At 64.6% G+C, this 15720-nt stretch carries 12 protein-coding genes; 3 read left to right on the top strand and 9 right to left on the bottom strand.

The genetic code is table 11. The features are described 5' to 3' along the window. Positions 1 to 28 precede the first annotated feature (28 nt). From RT697_RS04500 to RT697_RS04490, 3 genes are all read right to left on the bottom strand, one after another. Positions 29 to 1024, bottom strand: a complete 996-nt coding sequence (locus tag RT697_RS04500; protein ID WP_313697177.1) for a FecR domain-containing protein — start codon at positions 1022 to 1024, stop codon at positions 29 to 31. A 21-nt stretch (positions 1025 to 1045) separates the two neighbouring features. After that, on the bottom strand, positions 1046 to 1543 hold the full coding sequence (locus tag RT697_RS04495) for a sigma-70 family RNA polymerase sigma factor (RefSeq protein WP_313697176.1): 498 nt from the start codon (positions 1541 to 1543) through the stop codon (positions 1046 to 1048). A 175-nt stretch (positions 1544 to 1718) separates the two neighbouring features. Next, the gene (locus RT697_RS04490; RefSeq protein ID WP_313697175.1) at positions 1719 to 1865 is read right to left on the bottom strand and encodes a hypothetical protein; all 147 of its coding nucleotides are present in this window, start codon (positions 1863 to 1865) and stop codon (positions 1719 to 1721) included. A 22-nt stretch (positions 1866 to 1887) separates the two neighbouring features. Here RT697_RS04490 and RT697_RS04485 point away from each other — a divergent pair, with 22 nt between their 5' ends. Next, complete coding sequence (locus RT697_RS04485; protein WP_313697174.1) at positions 1888 to 2043, top strand: hypothetical protein; 156 nt, start codon at positions 1888 to 1890, stop codon at positions 2041 to 2043. Between the two features lie 83 nt (positions 2044 to 2126). Here RT697_RS04485 and RT697_RS04480 read toward each other — a convergent pair whose 3' ends face one another. The 3 genes from RT697_RS04480 to RT697_RS04470 all read right to left on the bottom strand — a co-directional run bounded on the left by RT697_RS04480 (position 2127) and on the right by RT697_RS04470 (position 6881). Continuing rightward, positions 2127 to 3884 carry a GGDEF domain-containing protein gene (locus RT697_RS04480; protein ID WP_313697173.1) on the bottom strand — a complete coding sequence of 586 codons (1758 nt, stop codon included), beginning with the start codon at positions 3882 to 3884 and terminating at the stop codon, positions 2127 to 2129. A 217-nt stretch (positions 3885 to 4101) separates the two neighbouring features. Continuing rightward, complete coding sequence (locus RT697_RS04475) at positions 4102 to 5652, bottom strand: sensor domain-containing diguanylate cyclase (RefSeq protein ID WP_313697172.1); 1551 nt, start codon at positions 5650 to 5652, stop codon at positions 4102 to 4104. A 110-nt stretch (positions 5653 to 5762) separates the two neighbouring features. Further along, entirely contained in the window at positions 5763 to 6881 is a 1119-nt protein-coding gene (locus RT697_RS04470; protein WP_313697171.1) for a site-specific integrase, read from the bottom strand. 214 nt (positions 6882 to 7095) lie between these two features. Between RT697_RS04470 and poxB the strand changes: the two genes are divergently transcribed. Both poxB and RT697_RS04460 read left to right on the top strand, forming a co-directional pair. Further along, entirely contained in the window at positions 7096 to 8823 is a 1728-nt protein-coding gene (gene poxB / locus RT697_RS04465; protein ID WP_313697170.1) for a ubiquinone-dependent pyruvate dehydrogenase, read from the top strand. Between the two features lie 332 nt (positions 8824 to 9155). Next, complete coding sequence (locus tag RT697_RS04460; RefSeq protein ID WP_313697169.1) at positions 9156 to 10187, top strand: DNA-binding protein; 1032 nt, start codon at positions 9156 to 9158, stop codon at positions 10185 to 10187. A 2-nt stretch (positions 10188 to 10189) separates the two neighbouring features. Here RT697_RS04460 and RT697_RS04455 read toward each other — a convergent pair whose 3' ends face one another. The 3 genes from RT697_RS04455 to RT697_RS04445 form a co-directional block, all read right to left on the bottom strand. After that, positions 10190 to 10942 (bottom strand): response regulator transcription factor, encoded by a 753-nt coding sequence (locus RT697_RS04455; RefSeq protein ID WP_313697168.1) that lies wholly within the window; start codon positions 10940 to 10942, stop codon positions 10190 to 10192. A 276-nt stretch (positions 10943 to 11218) separates the two neighbouring features. Further along, positions 11219 to 14500 (bottom strand): response regulator, encoded by a 3282-nt coding sequence (locus tag RT697_RS04450; RefSeq protein WP_313697167.1) that lies wholly within the window; start codon positions 14498 to 14500, stop codon positions 11219 to 11221. 9 nt (positions 14501 to 14509) lie between these two features. Continuing rightward, on the bottom strand, positions 14510 to 15718 hold the full coding sequence (locus RT697_RS04445) for an EAL domain-containing response regulator (protein ID WP_313697197.1): 1209 nt from the start codon (positions 15716 to 15718) through the stop codon (positions 14510 to 14512). Positions 15719 to 15720 lie beyond the last annotated feature (2 nt).

Here is a 15720-nt window from a genome sequence, read left to right as displayed (position 1 = left end):
TTTCTGCGGTCGTCCCGTGGGGCGTGGGTCAAATGGTTGTCCCGCGCGGGCCGACTGACATCCAATAACGCGTCATCGAGCGGATCGACACCGGAAGCGTCAGCGCCAGCGTCTCCAGCACCTTGTCGGTGTCGCCCAACGGATACACGCCCGAGACGCGCAGGTCGGCCACCGCCGGATCGCAGCGGATCATCCCGGGGCGGTATCGCGACAGTTGCGCCAGGAAGGCGTCAAGCCGCATGTCGTGCGCCGCCAGCACGCCGTCGGCCCAGCTCAGATCGCTTGCGCGCGACGGGTCCGGCGTCTGGACCGCGAGGGCGGTGAACGCGGCCTGCTGGCCGGCCGCCAATTCGCGGCGATGCGCCGGCGCCTCGGCCGGCGTCACCATAAGCGGACCCGTCACGGCATGGACGATGCTGCGCGCCGCCTCCAGCCGCAACCCAAGCCGCGACCCGGTCGTCTCGACCTTGCCGTGGCGGGTCTGGACGACGAACGGCGATGCCAGGGCGTCGCCCAAGCGCACCGCGTCCACCAGGATTTCGCCGCGCGTCAGGCGAATGCGGCGTCCACCACCGGCGCCGATGTCGATGGCGCTATCCGTGTTTAGCAACACCGTGGAACCGTCGGGCAACGTTAGCCGCCGCTGTTCGCCTACGCGCGTGCTGGCGTCGGCCAGCAGCGGCCGCCAAGGCTCGGTGCGTACGGCCCACCATGACGCGCCCGCACCAGCCGCAAGCAGCGCAGCGGATTTCATGAACCGGCGACGGCCGTTGGCGGACGGGCGCGTCAGCGTCGCGTGCGCCAACAATGACGGCAGTCCGGCCACGTCGCCCGCGCAGTGTTGCAGATGACTCCACGCGCGGGCGTGCTCGGGGTCGGCCGCCATCCAGGCGCTCCATGCGTGCTGCAGGTCGGGTTTGACCACGTCCGCGCGCAGCCGCACGAACCAGTCGACAGCTTGCCGCGCCACGGTGTCGGCAATCGGCGCCGCGGGCGCAAAACGCGAAGAATCCGAAATGCTCACGTCGTGATCTCCCGGTTCCTGTCAAAAAAAGCACTGCAGCAAGGCGCGGGCGACATAGCGCTGCACCGTCGGCAGGGATACGCCGAGCGTCGCGGCGATCTCGGACTGCTTCATGCCGTCCACCTGCGATAGCAGGAACGCCCGCCTGACCGGGGCCGGAAGGCCGCTGAGCCGCTGGTCGATCTCGATCAGCGTCTCCAGCACGATCGCGCGGGACTCGGGCGAGGGCGCGTACGTCTCGGGCAGGTCTGCCAGACTGCGCAGATACGCCTGCTCGATATCACGGCGCCGGTAGAAGTTGGCCAGGATGCCGCCGGCAATCGTCGACAGAAAAGCGCGCGGTTCGCGGATGTCGGCGCGCGCATTTCCAAGTACCCGCAAAAAGGTGTCGTGGGCCAGGTCGGCCGCGTCTGCCGCGCTGCCCAGCCGCTTGCGCAACCACCCCAGCAGCCACCCGTGATGGCTGGTGTACATCGTGGTGATCGAATCCGCTGGTTGGGGAGGAGGGGATTCGATCATGGTTGGCCCGGCGCGTTGGGTATGGTCGAGAATGAGAATGGATAGCGATTATAGGGGCGGTGTTTGCCAATTGGCAGCTTTCGCGGCAATCGTTTTCGGCGCACGCGCGAATCGGGTTCATGGCGCCGCGATGACGCCTGCGGTACTCCTGCTTGCTATTTCTGTCAAATCCGTGCTAAATTCTTTTATCTATCGGCAAAAATAACAATAAAACCTTGCCGATGACTCTTCCCGGCGCCGCCTGCTTTCTGAATGCTCCCCCGCAACTGCGGCATTCATGGCTCGCCAGAATCTGTGCATGGTGCTCGGCGGGGGAAGCCATGTGCCTGTCCAGGAGCATGCTTATGACTCATCAATTGACTGCCAAGAAGGGAAGCTTCGAGATCCCCCCGCTGAATTGGAAAGCGCCCGAATCCAACAAGCAGTCCGACCGTCACGATGCGCCCACCCGCAGCGCCGAGACCTCCAAGCAGGCCGACGTCTCACGCGTCAAGTCGTAAATCGGTACGCGGGTAGTCCGACAGGCCCAGAAGCCGATCCGCCCTTCAGCCGGAACACTTCTGGGCCGCCAGCCAGACCGGGATCATCCCAGGGTGCGCTGCTGGACCTGATTGCGCCCGTTCAATTTCGCCAGATACAAGAGTTCGTCAGCGGCCCTGAACAGGCCGCTGGCGGATTCCGCATGGCTCCACGAAATGCACGCCACGCCGAAACTGGCCGTCAGGCCAAACGTGACACCGGTTTCCGACGTGACGGTGCTCGCGCCAATAGCCGCGCGCATTCTTTCAGCCATCTCCATCGCCTGCTGCGCGCCGCGCGTGCGGCACAGCACGGCAAATTCCTCTCCGCCCACGCGCGCGACTACGTCTGACTGACGCCAGGTTGCGCGGCACAGATCGGCCACGGCCTTGAGCGCCAGGTCGCCGCTGGCATGCCCGTGCGTGTCGTTGATGGTCTTGAAGTGATCGATGTCGAACAGGATAAAGGCCAGCATCGGCTTGCCTTCGTCCCAATGGAGGCGTGCCGCCTCAAACCGCTTCTCGAAAGCGCGGCGATTCAGCAATCCCGTCAGGTAGTCCGTCTCGGCGGTATGCGCCAGGTCTGCAATCAGGCGGTCGCGCTCCGCCTCCACGCGCTTGCGCGCCGCGGAGTTCTCTTTCAACACGCGCAGCGCATTGAACACCTCTTGGACTTCGCCATGGTATTTGCCCGGCGGAATCCTGGCCGGCGTCGACCCGTTGGCGATTGACCCGATGATGCGCGTGGCCAGCGCAAAAGGCTGGATCACACGCTTGCGGAACTGCACCAGCGCCACTGCCAGCGCGGCCACAAGCAGGGCGGTCGCCGCCAGCGTGACGACGAGCAGCCGGGCCGCGGCCACGCGATGCGCGTCGATGTGGCGTTCCATCTCGTCCAGCAGCACGTCGCGAAACTCGGTGATGGCGCCCATCATCGGCACATACGCCGCGGCCAGCACGCCGGTGGAGATTGGTGCCTCATCCCACTGCTGCGAAGCCTGCTCGCGTACCCGATCCAGGTAGGCCAGGCCTTCTCCAAAGTAACGCCGTTCCATCTGCGCATAGACCTCCGACGCCCGCACATCCGGGTGCGTCGCCATCCGCGCCCGGATCAGCGCATGCAACTCGTCGATTCTGCCCAGCACGCGTTCGATGCGGAACTGTTCTTCAGCGGTCAGCTTCCGATGTCGGCTCAGCGCGGGGGTGAAGGTGGATCCCAGCAGGCCGGCCTGCTCGCGCAGCTCGCTGGCCAGCAGCGCAAGCGTCAACAGACTGGGCGCATTGGCTTCGCTGCGCATGACGAGCCCTGCGTTGGCGGCCAGACTTGTCTGCCATTGCGGGATGATGCGCACCATGGCGCTGACTGTGTCCCACAGCATCTGCCCGGATCGCTGATGGCGCGGGGTGGCGATCAGTTGGTCAACGTCCTGGCGCGCCTGAGCTAGCGCCTGGCGTATGCGTAAGATCTCGCCGCGCTTGGCCCGGCCGTCCGCGGCGCCGGCATGCAGCGCCAGCAGGGCTTCGATCACGCTATCCGTGCGTGCCCGAGCCGCAGTCAGGGATGTCATGACATCCGCCGGCACGGGCAGGGCGGATCCCAACGCCGCGTTCATGGGACCGCGCTCGGCGGAGGCGCGCTCCATGACGCTGATCGTCGCCCGGACCGAGCCGAATGCCTGCCGCGCTTCCGACGCCGCACCGTACGACTGCCAATTCTGGTAGAGCAGGATGCCGGCTAGCACCGACACCAGCAACAACACGCCTACAGCCAGCGCGATGAAATGAAGTTCCAGGGATTTTGGCGCGACGGCAGGGCGCAACATCTCGGCGTGCAGGTCCAGGCAAAGTCGAAGCTGCGCAGGATACTGTAAATGCCCTTGCCGTTAACGCGGTTTTGGCAGATTCCGAGCTATTTCAATTTATGCCGGCAAGATTATTTCGCTACAACGCGTTTGATTGCGCTTTTCTGCGAAAACTTGCGCCGGACCATCGCGTTGTGTCTCGATGCCGGAATGGCGGATCCTCACTCCGGGGGGGGCGTCACGCCTCGTGCATCACCACGCGGTTGCGCCCTTGCTGCTTGGCCACGTACAACGCCGCGTCAGCCGCCCGGAACGTCTCATCCACGTCGGGGCTTGCCGACGGCCATTGCGCCACGCCTGCCGACACCGTCACGCGGTTGGCGCCGTGCAATGGCCGTTCTGCAATGTTCGCCCGCAGCCGTTCGGCAACATGCACCGCCTCCCGCGCTGCCACGCCCGGCAACAGGATCAGGAATTCCTCGCCGCCGTTGCGGCACAGCACGTCCGATGGCCGCGAACACTCGCGCATGATCTGCGCCATGTCGCGAATCACCTCGTCACCGACGTTGTGGCCGTACGTATCGTTGATGCGCTTGAAGTGGTCGATATCCAGCGCCACCACCGAAAACGGCGTGCTGCCAGCCTGCATCTGGTCCACCGCGTCCTGCGTGCCGCGACGGTTGCGCAGTCCGGTCAGCGGGTCCGTGATGCTGGCCAGGTTCAGCTTGCCGATCTTGTCCTGCAGGCTCGTGAAGCTGGCCATCACGGCGCGCTTGAGGCGCTCGGCCTCGAAGTACCACGCCTTCACTGACTGCACGCGCTGCATCGCCACGGACACGTCCTGATGCTCCACGTTCGTGGCCAATTGCGAAAGCGGCAGGGAAATCATGCGGGCGCACCACCAGATGGCCAGCAGGAACGCCACCGCCAGCGGCGCGGCATAGCCCAGCAATGCCCAGATCAGGTCGTGGATCGGTTCCAGCGTGATCTGGGCGGGGCGCTGCGCCACCACGCCCCAGCCGCTGATGGGCACCGGCGCGTACCCGGCCAGCATGTCCACGCCCTTGGTATTGACGACGCGCATCGCGCCGGTATGGCCTTTGATCACCGATGTGACCACCGGGTTCGTCAGCACCGTTTCGCCGACGCGCGCGGGATCGGTGTGATAGAGAAGCTGTCCGTCGCCATCGACCACGTACAGATACGAGCCGTCATGGTAGTGGTGCTTGCCCAGCAGTTCATTCAACGCGCTTTCATTGCGCAGGTAGATCGTGCCCCCGACGTACCCCATGTAGGCGCCGTCGTTCGAAAAGATCGGGTGCGTGACATTGATCAGCAGGTTGCCCGCGATGGACACGTAAGGCTTGCTGATCATGGGCTGGCGCTTGCTCAGGGCGGCGCGGCTGCCCGGGCTGTCGACCTGTACGCCCAGAAAGTTGCGAAAGGACGCCGTGGTGGCCAGGATGGTGCCGTCCACGCTCACCACGCCCACCGAGTTGAAGCTGTCCGTCTGCTGTTGCACGCGCATCACTTCGGCGGCAAGGCGTTCGGGCGATTCCATCATGTCGGGCATGTGCCGGGCGCTGTATCCCAACTGCTGCTGCGCCGACCGCAGAAAGCCGGCCGCGCCTTCCGCCAGCTTCGTCGCGTAGACGCGGTTCGATTCGAGCGTGTTCTCGATCAGTTGCTCACGCTGCACGCGATAGCTTGCATACAAGGCATTGGCGGTGGCGGTGATGGCGCTGAAGACGGTGAGCGCAAGCACAAGCCCGCGGAGATTGATTTGCATGGGATCGGAACGGGCAGGGGACGAGCGGGGGCCTGGGCGCTGACTCGGATCCGAATGACATCGGTCGGAATGGGGGCCGCAGCGCGGTGATTGTAAAGTCGCTCCCACCATTACGGCAGGTCGTGCGGATCCTGTAGGTCTGGCGCCTGCGGGTCGTCCAGCAAGCGCGCGGCGGGCGACTGCGCGGCCGCGCCGGCCCGGAAATACCCCATCACCGTCGCCACGCTGGCGTGGCCGGTCATCGCCATGGTGTCGCCCAGCGGCACGTTGCGCCGGCCGGCTTCCGTGACAAAACCCGAACGCAGACTGTGCGCCGAGTACGCGCCGTCCAGCCCCGCCAGCCGGCTGCGTTCCAGCACGATGTCGCGCACGGCCGCAGCCGCCAGCGGCTCACCTACGACATCGCCGCGCCGGACCCGGCGGAAGATCGGCCCTTGCTGGATGCCGCTGGCTGCCAGCCAGTCGGCCAGCGCCACTGCGGCCTTGCCCAGGATCGGCTTCTGGTCCTGCGCCCGGACGGCGCCCGTCTGGTTGGTCTTGGAATGCGTCATCGTATAAAGATAGCCATCGCCCGTGCGCCGGGTGTTTTCCAGCGTGGCGCGCACCACCTCCGACCGTCGGCGGCCTCCGCTGGCCCAGGCGAACAGCAGCAGCGCGCGGTCTCGCTTGCCGCGCAGCGTGTCGTCGCAGGTGTCCAGCATCGCCTCGAGCGGTTCGCGCGTCAGCGCCTGCTTGCGGGCCGGCGCCGCGCCGCGGCGGGCATAGGCCCGGCGGGTCTTGGACACCAGTTCTCGCACAGTGGCCGTGCGGCAGGGATTCGCGTGCCCCAGCAGTTCATGCGCCTTCGACAGCACCGACAGACGCTGCAGCAGCGTGTTCAGGCTGGGCGCGCCCAGGCGGCCCTTTGCTTTCAATCGCACCAGCTCCCGGTCCAGCTCCAGCGGCAACTCCCACTCCAGGCCGGTCCCGGAAGACCGCTGCGCGTGGTCCACGACAAACTGAATGACTGCGGCCTCGGACACGGGCAAGGCGAAGGCCCGGCCATACCGCAACCCAAACCAGGCCGTCCAGTACCGGATCGCAGCGCGGTAACTCGCAGCCGTGTTGGCCGAGCTGCCTTCTCGCAGCAGGTCGCGCACGGCGGCGTCCGCGTGGCTGTCGAGCGTATCCGGATCCAGCCGCGCCAAGGCGCCTGTCAGCGCCGGCGGGGTGCCAGGTAAATCATTCATGCTTGCACGACCACGGCAGTTGGCTCTTCGTCAGGTAATAAAACAGTCAAACAATCCCGTCATGTTAGCCGGTGGGTGCGGCGCCCCCGGCTTGTGGCCGTTGGGCTTGGCGCTAGACGCGGTGCTACGATTTCCGCACGCAAGTCAACTACCGGCGCTGAGGCGCAGACCATAGCGGTAAGTGTCCCGGCGGCGTTCCTTCAAGGAGCATTCCATGGCCGCAACCGTCGCAGATTATCTTGTCAAAGTGCTTGCAGAAGTTGGCGTCCGCCGCATCTGGGGAGTGACCGGCGACAGCCTCAATGGCCTGAACGACAGCCTTCGCAGGATGGACCAGATCGAGTGGATGCACACCCGCCACGAAGAGACCGCTGCTTTCGCCGCCGGCGCCGAGGCAGCCATTACCGGCACGCTGGCGGTATGCGCCGGCAGTTGCGGCCCCGGCAACCTGCATCTGATCAATGGGCTGTTCGACTGCCAACGCAGCCGCGTCCCCGTGCTGGCCATCGCCGCCCACATTCCATCCTCTGAAATCGGGCTGGGATATTTCCAGGAAACCCATCCCCAGGACCTGTTCAAGGAATGCTCGGAATTCGTCGAGCTCGTTTCCAATCCTGCGCAACTTCCGGGAATACTGGCCCGCGCCATCAACACGGCTGTCGGCAGGCAAGGCGTGGCGGTCCTGGTGATACCCGGCGACGTGGCGCTCGCTGCCGCACCCGCTGACGTGCCGCCGTCGTGGCCGTTGCCGCCCGCGCGCCCGCACATCCGCCCGGACGCCGCGGCTGTGCGGGAATTGGCCCAGTTGCTGAAGGGGGCAGGGAAGGTGTCGATTTTGGCCGGCAGCGGCTGCGCTGGCAGTCACGATGCGGTGGTCGCGCTGGCCCAGCGGCTCAAGGCGCCGGTCATCCATGCATTGCGCGGCAAAGAGCACGTCGAGTGGGATAACCCCTTCGATGTCGGCATGACCGGCTTCATCGGCTTTTCATCCGGCTATCACGCGATGGAAAATGCCGATCTGCTGCTGATGCTGGGCACCGATTTTCCGTATCGCCCGTTCTATCCCAAACACGCAAAGATCGTGCAGGTCGATCGCGACCCAGCCGCCCTCGGTCGGCGCGCGCCGCTGACGCTGGGCATTGCCGCCGACGTCGGCGAGACCATCGCCGCGCTGCTCGGCGAGCTTGAAGAGCGCCAGGACAGCGCCTTCCTCGACGCGGCGCTTCGCCATTACCGGGATTCCCGCAAAGAACTCGACAGCTTGGCCGCCCCGGCGCCCGCAGGCCGGCCCCTGCATCCCCAATATCTGGCCCGCCGAATCAATGAACTGGCCGATGACGACGCCATCTTCGCGGCGGACGTCGGCTCGCCCACCGTGTGGGCCGCGCGATACCTCACGATGAACGGCAAGCGCCGCTTGCTGGGCTCCTTCAACCACGGCTCGATGGCCAACGCGATGCTCCAGGCGATCGGCGCGCAGGCGGCAGCGCCGGGCCGGCAGGTGATATCCATGTCCGGCGACGGCGGGTTCACCATGATGATGGGCGACTTTCTGTCCCTGTCCCAGTTGCAGTTGCCGGTGAAGATCGTCGTCTTCAACAACGGATCGCTCGGCTTTGTCTCCATGGAAATGAAAGCCGCCGGGTTTCTGGATACGGGCACCGACCTGCAAAACCCCAATTTCGCGGCCATGGCCGAAGCGGTCGGCGTACGGGGCATCCGCGTCGAATCGTCGGAATTTCTGGATGCCGCGCTGCAGGAAGCGCTTGCCCATACCGGCCCGGTGCTGGTCGATGTGCTGACCTCATCGCAAGAGCTGATTGTCCCGCCCAAGATCAAGCTCGAACAGGCCAAGGGATTCGGCCTGTACATGCTGAAGGCCATCATTAACGGCAGAGGCGACGAGGTGATTGAATTGGCGAGGACGAATCTGGGGCGCTGAGGAGGGCTGAGGAGGGGGGGCGATGAGGGGCAAGCACGGCGTCCGGCATTTTGTGTGGCGCGTGAAGGCGGGGGCGGCAGTCATTTGCCAGCGTCCTCCCTCGCGCCTTTCTCAGCGCCTTTCCGTGTTCCGCCGAGACTTTTCAGGCGGTGGCGTACTGAATGCGTCGGTTCTACGCAAATTTGCGCGCCCACGATCGATACGTGCACCTTTAACGTTGTTGTATGAAAACATACGTACGGTGTAAGATATATGACGTATATCGAACATAACTCGCGATAAAGTTCCATTATCGTGACTAATTCGACACCTTAATCGCCCAAAACTCCGCCATGGCCACTGGAATCACCGAATCAGACGTCTGGACCGCCGCAGATACGCTTTTGCTGGAAGGCGCCCGGCCGACCATCGAGCGGGTCAGGCAGAAGATCGGTCGTGGCTCTCCCAATACGGTCAGCCCGCACCTGGAAACCTGGTTCCGCGCTCTCGGCGCGCGCATTCAGGATCCCCGCGCCTTCGCCGCACCGCCCGCCGTCCCGGATCCCATCGCCCAAGCCGCCACGCATTTCTGGGAAGCGGCACTGGCCGCGGCCAGGGCGGAACAGGCCCAGGCCTATCAGGAACGGTGGGAAGAACTGGCGAGGGAAGGGGAACGGTTTGCAGCGCAGGCTGAACAACTGGAACAGCGCGAGGCGCAGTTGCTCGAGCGCGAGCGCGACCTGCAGGAAGCCTTGAAGGTCGCCACGGCCCAACTGGCAACCACGGAGGCCCGTCTGCAAGCGGCAGAAGCGCAATTACGCCAGCGCGATAAGGCGCTGGCCACCACGCAGGACAGCCTGGAGGACGCTCGGGGCGCCAACAAGGCGCTGCTGGCCGACGCCGAACAGGACCGCGATCGCCATGCGCAAGCAATCGGCGCCCTGGAAGCACGCCACGCCGCCCACGAGCGGCGATGGCTCAACGAGCTGGACGCAGAGCGCGGGACCGTAAAACGCCTGCAAACCCGCCTGGACGCGTCTATGACCGCCGCCCAGCAACTGACCGATCAATTGCGCGACGCGCTCAGCGCCTCGCAAGAACAACTTCGCGCGTCGGAACAGCAGGCGTCCGCTTTGCAGGCGCAGGCCCTGGCGGAACAGCGCCAGCAACAAACCGAATCCGTCGCCGCCGCCAATGCGCTCCAGGCCAGTCAAGCGCGCGAATCTGACTTGGCGCAACGCCTGGCAGCGGCATCGGCGCAGGTTAACGATCTGTTGGCGCAACTGAAGTCGCGCGACGCCCAGTTCGGCGAGCTGGCGAACCGCCTGCTGGCAATCCAGGAAACACCCAGGCCCGCGCCGCCGTCGCTCCAACAGGATTCGTGACGTCAGGAAAAACCTTGCTCGTCCGCGTACCGAAGCAGTTCGGCGTTGGTCTCGATGTTCAGCTTGCGCATGGCCGACTGCTTTTGCGTGCCGATCGTCGCCACCGACCGATGCAAGCGCCGCGCGATCTCGGTGACCGAAAGGCCCTGCGCAAACATCCGCACCACCTCAAGCTCTTTCGGCGACAAGCCCTTTCCCTTGCCGGCGCGGCCCATGGTCACATCGTTCTGGCTGAGCCGCTGGCTGATGCTGTTCGACAGGATCGGCCCGCTTTCGCTCAGCGCCCGCACGCAGATGGAGACCAGCTCATCGATCGGCTCTTCCTTGCTGACGATGCCCGCCACGCCCACCTGACGAAGCTGGTTCAGGATGCCGCTGTTGGACAGCATCGTGAAAACCACGATGGGAATTTCGGGGAACAGGCGCTGCAACCGCTCAATCAGCCGCAACCCGTCCTCGTCCGCGGACCGGGCGGCCATTGAAAAGTCGGTGACGATGAGATGGCAGGGATGATCCTGTACGGCGGTAACGAGTTCGAGGCCCGAGCGCGCTGTGGCCACGACCGTGAACCCGGGTACATCGTTCAGGGAATCCGCAAGCGCGAGGGAAATGATGGGATGGTCGTCCGCGACGATGATCCGCACATCCTGATCGGCCGAAAGCTTCATCATGGTTGCGCCATCGCGTTGATGGTCGAATGAGCCTGGTGTTCCCGGGTGTCCGGACTGCGACACGACGCGGGGAAGTCGGTCCATGGCTGGCCCCGCCAGGCTGAGAGCGCCAGGATTTTCGGTACTTCCGTCGGTGACCATTTTATGTTCAAACTCCACTGAAAAGGCGAGGAGAAACGGTTGGGCTGCAGGCAGAGAACGCGCGAAGCAGGCGGCCAGGGCTACTGAGAAAGCCGCTGAATCTACCGCCGGATACCCGACCAATACATAGACAAGCTTCGAAAGCCAGTCGCCTTCGACTCAACAATCGGACCGTTTGATGCCTGAGTTGATGCCTAATACGACGCCAGGATTTGAAAGCTAGACCTGGGCCAGCGTGTCGCGCAGCAGTTGCACCACCGCCTGGCCCTCGGCCTGGGCTGCCGCGTCCAGCCCGGCGCTGCGCAACCGATCTTCCAATGCCTCCAGACGCTCTGTAATTGCCGTCATCTGCATGACGCTCAACGCGCCACGCATCCGGTGCAATGTGCGGCCAAGAAGCCGCTGGTCGTTCATTTCGAGCGCCCGCACCATTTGCGCAACGTCGGCTTCCATCGTGCTGACGAACAAAGCGCGGTATTTTTCCGGCACGGCCGGTGCGGGTTCGGGTTGGCGCGATGGCCGCGGCTGGGCGACGGCTTCTGCAGTGTCGGCCGATGGCGTGCCGCTTCCCTGCAGATGGCGGCGCAACGTGGACAGGCTGATCGGCTTGACCAGCCAGGACGTCATGCCCGCGGCCAGACAGCGTTCTTCTTCTTCGCGCATGGCGTTGGCGGTGACGCCGATGACGGGAATGGTGGCGCCCTGGGCCCGCAACGCCTTCACGAGTTCATAGCCGTTCATGCGTGGCATGTTCACGTCCGTCAACACCACGTCGTAACGCGTCAGTCCCCACAGCATCAGCGCTTCCGCTCCGTCGGACGCCAGGGTGACCTCGCAGCCGAGTTGTTCGAGCTGATGCTGCAACGTCGCCTGATTGATCGGATTGTCTTCGGCGACGAGAATCGACAGGCCCAGCGGGGCAAAAGCGCCGGTGTCGGCGTCGGCGTCGGCGTCGGGAGACACGGTATGTTCTCCGCGAACCGCGGCCAGGATGCCGGCGGCAATGTGCTCGACACTGGCGATGACCCGGACGGTGCGGGCGGTGGGCGGCTTGGCGCTTGCGCTGGCCAGCACATGGCGGCCCGGCCAGTCGTGCAGGCTGCCGCTACCGTGGTGGAGGACATCCACCAGAATATCGTCCGGCGTACCCGCGGACAGGGGAGTGGACGCCGGAATTGCCTTGGCGCCCCAGCGCTTGAGCCACTGACAGATGTGGTCCGACAGTTCGTGATGCGAACTTCGGACAAAGACGCTCAGGCCGCTCAGGTCTGGCGGGCTGATAGGCTGGCCGGCCGCCACTTCCAGCGGCAGGTCCAACGCGAAGCTGCTGCCCAGCCCGAGCTCGCTGGTGACACTGATGCTAGTGCCCATCAGTCCGGCCAGGCGCGCGCAGATGGATAGGCCGATACCGGCGCCACGCACCGTATGCGATCCGCTGTCGATCTGATAGAAGGGCACAAAAAGCTGCGCCTGTCCTTCCTTGGGGATGCCGATGCCCGTGTCGACCACCTGCAGCCTCAGATGCGTCTTGTCGGGCAGCACTTGCCCTAGCGTCAACCGAACGATCACGTGTCCGGAATCGCTGAACTTGATTGCGTTGCTGAGCAGGTTGCTCAGGATCTGGCGGATGCGCACGGCGTCGCCCGTCATCCATTCCGGTACGGCGACATCCACGCAGCAAAAGAGCAGCAGCCCCTTCTGCTCGGCCATCGCCGCATAAGCGTTCGTGCATTCTTCGACCAGTTCGCGCGGATTGAACTCCGAAAACTCCAGCGCGAGCTGTCCGGCTTCGATTTTGGTGATGTCCAGGACGTCGCTGATTAGTTGCAGAAGGATCGCCGACGAGCTTTGCATGCGCTCGAGGTGCTGACGCTGCTCCGCGTCCAGCGTGGTGAGGCTCATGAGCTGCAGCGTGCCCAGCACGCCGTAGAGCGGCGTCCGGATCTCGTGGCTCATTGTGGCCAGGAAGGTCGACTTGGCTTCGCTGGCCTTGTCCGCCTCGCGTTTGGCGTCGGTCAGGGCCTGCTCGATGACGGCGCGGGCGCTGATGTCCGAGAAGGCGCACAGCACTACGTCCTGGTGGTTGTAGCGGGTGGGCGCATAGGCCACATACAACGGGCGTCCATCCGTGGCTTGAAAGCTTGCGATCGTGCCCGGGCCGGCCGCCCCGAGCACCTGCCGCAGGAACAGGTTGGTCTGCGGCGAGTTGTCCAGTTCGCGGCCCGCCTCGGCGCCCAGCCATTGGAGCGCCAGGCTATTGCCGAAAACGACTTCGCCCCCGGGACGCGCCAGCACGCAAAGCGCCACGGGCGCGGTCTCGATCAATGTCCGGCTGAACTCTTCCTTTTCGACAATGTCGCGTTGCGCGTTTGACGCCGGTGCAATGACGTGGCGGCTGTACCAACGCGAAGACGCGATGCCGGTCCCCAGGCTCAGCAGAAGCAGCAGCCCTGCAATGGCAGGCAGCCAGAGGTTGTCCTGGAAGAAGGCGCCGTAACTGACGCGATAGGTGCCCGTCCACACGCCCGACGGGTCCGTGATGCGCAGCACGATCCCTTCGGCCGTGTATTCCAGGCCATCCTTGGACGCGGAGGGCCCCGGCGGCTCGCCCAGCAGCAGCCCTTCGCTGCGGTGGGTCAGCCAGAACCCGCCATGCAGCGGCTTGCGCATGGTTTTTTCAAAGATGTTGATTCGCTGGTGATTGAATTGCGTCGTCGCGTAGACGGCAGATCTTCTGTTCTGATCCGTGGACCAGACCGACTGCGGCATGTCGGCGTAAAGCAGGCCCAGCATGCTGCCGGAAAGCGCTTCCGACCTGAACCAATGCACGCGCCCGGACCGAGCCGCCTCGCGACTGCCAGGAAGGTCCTGCTCGATAAGGCGCTGGCGCACTGTCTGCAGACGGCGCAGTTCCGTTCTGACCGCGTCCGTGACCGTCAGGAAGGCGGCAGGGCTAAGACGCTCATAGCCCGATACAGCGCCCACGGCAGGCACGCTCATGCTGATGCTGTCCTCCTCGTTGACCAGGAAAATCGTCGAGGCGGGATAGTAGGACGCTGCCCAGAAGCTGGAATAGAAGTCGGCGACGAAGCCGCCCAAATTTGCCAGCCGGCGTCCTGCGGTAGGGCAGTCGGACGCCTGCTCGCACGCCAGCGTGAACGCCATCTCGGCATAGGTGTGCTGGCCTTCGAAAAGCTGCATGCCGAAGCGCTCAGGCACTTCGGCCGCATGCAGGGTGATCGTGGTGGAGAGGCTTTCGGCGGGCAGGGAGGAGCTGTGGGCGCGGAGCTTGCCCAGGAACTGCTCCTGCGCCTGGATGTATCCGACAAGGATGGAGAAGTCGAGCTTCAGGCGGTCACGCTCCTGATCGACGATGCGATTCAGTCCCCAATAAAGGGCGCCAACCAGGACGAGGGCAAAGGGCAGGATGCCGAAGAGGGCGAAATTCAGCCAGCGAGACGTGCGGGTGATCCGGGCAAACGGGGTATCGGGCTTTCGCATGGCCGGCTCTTACCGTTGCAAAGGGTTCGTGGCCAGCCGCTCGCTGGCGAGCAGCTGGCTGAATCGGTCGGGAGCCACGGCGGGCGAAATGAAATACCCCTGGGCGCAGTCGCAACCGATGCGGCGAAGGAAGGCGAGATCGTGGGCGGTTTCGACGCCCTCGGCGGTTACCTGCAAGCCCAATTGCCGGCCCAACTGCACGGACGACACGAGCGCAGCCGCCTGGCTTTCGTCGTTGACCGCGCCGCTGACAAAGGCGCGATCGATCTTCAGTTCGGTGAATGGCGTCGAAATCAGGCTGTACATGGAGCTGTAACCTCGGCCAAAGTCGTCCTGCGCCAACCCGAAACCCTTCAATCGCAACCGGCTGGCGCCCATATAGTATTGGCCTTGTACGGTCGGCGTCTCGTCCTCGAGCAGCTCGAAAGTGATTTCAGAGGCTGGCACGCCTTTGGTCACCGCGATTTCCTCGAGTTCGTCGGGCAGATCCGGGTCATCCAAAAACTGCGTGGGCAGGTTGACGGACACGGGCACCCGAAAGCCCATCTGGCGCCAGTGCAAGTGCGCGTTCAGAGCGTCTTTCAGGATTCGTTGCAGCAGAGCCTTATTCAGCCCGTGTTCCCGCACCGCGGCGAGAAACGTGCCCGGCGGCAGACAACCGAGAGCCGGATGGAGCCACCGCGCCAGCGCCTCGGCGCCGACGATCCGCCCGGTGACCAGCGATTGCTTGGGTTGGAACCATGCTTGCAGGTGGCCCCGGTCCAGCGCGCTTTCGATCGAGGCACGGTCCAACGCGGGGCCTGTCTGGAGACGGACGAGCGGCGGTTTCTGTGGATTGCGACTGAGCAGGCTGGCGAGCTGGGCGGCGTGATGCGAGGTGAACGGCTTGGAGAACGCGCCCAGCACGGCGAGCCCCTTTTCCTTGGCCATCATGGCGACGCTGTCGATGATGCGCTTGAGGCAGGCCGACACGATTGCCAGCTTGGGAGGGCGTGGCTGCCGGGCAAGGCGGTCTATGAATTGCACGCCATCCATGCCAGCCATGTTCAAGTCGATCAGCACCAGGTCGTATGCCTGCCGTGCGGTCTTCGCAAGCGCCGTTTCGGCGGACGACGCCACGTCCACCTGCGCAAAGCCGATGGCCACGAGCTGGTCGGCCAGGTGTACGCATTGAAACGGATGATCGTCGACGATCAGAACCCTGTACTCCGACAGCATTC

This window comes from Achromobacter sp., assembly GCF_032113835.1.
Taxonomy (GTDB): domain Bacteria; phylum Pseudomonadota; class Gammaproteobacteria; order Burkholderiales; family Burkholderiaceae_B; genus Achromobacter.
The sequence above is the reverse complement of the archived record's forward strand: the minus strand, read 5'-3'. Positions and strand labels throughout refer to the sequence as shown.

Excerpts from the sequence above, each read along its gene's own strand:
- RT697_RS04485 (WP_313697174.1), top strand. The coding sequence starts at position 1,888 with ATGACTCATCAATTGACTGCCAAGAAGGGAAGCTTCGAGATCCCCCCG.
- RT697_RS04490 (WP_313697175.1), bottom strand. The coding sequence starts at position 1,865 with ATGGCTTCCCCCGCCGAGCACCATGCACAGATTCTGGCGAGCCATGAA.
- RT697_RS04480 (WP_313697173.1), bottom strand. The coding sequence starts at position 3,884 with ATGTTGCGCCCTGCCGTCGCGCCAAAATCCCTGGAACTTCATTTCATC.
- RT697_RS04475 (WP_313697172.1), bottom strand. The coding sequence starts at position 5,652 with ATGCAAATCAATCTCCGCGGGCTTGTGCTTGCGCTCACCGTCTTCAGC.
- RT697_RS04495 (WP_313697176.1), bottom strand. The coding sequence starts at position 1,543 with ATGATCGAATCCCCTCCTCCCCAACCAGCGGATTCGATCACCACGATG.
- poxB (WP_313697170.1), top strand. The coding sequence starts at position 7,096 with ATGGCCGCAACCGTCGCAGATTATCTTGTCAAAGTGCTTGCAGAAGTT.
- RT697_RS04450 (WP_313697167.1), bottom strand. The coding sequence starts at position 14,500 with ATGCGAAAGCCCGATACCCCGTTTGCCCGGATCACCCGCACGTCTCGC.
- RT697_RS04455 (WP_313697168.1), bottom strand. The coding sequence starts at position 10,942 with ATGGACCGACTTCCCCGCGTCGTGTCGCAGTCCGGACACCCGGGAACA.
- RT697_RS04445 (WP_313697197.1), bottom strand. The coding sequence starts at position 15,718 with ATGCTGTCGGAGTACAGGGTTCTGATCGTCGACGATCATCCGTTTCAA.
- RT697_RS04460 (WP_313697169.1), top strand. The coding sequence starts at position 9,156 with ATGGCCACTGGAATCACCGAATCAGACGTCTGGACCGCCGCAGATACG.
- RT697_RS04470 (WP_313697171.1), bottom strand. The coding sequence starts at position 6,881 with ATGAATGATTTACCTGGCACCCCGCCGGCGCTGACAGGCGCCTTGGCG.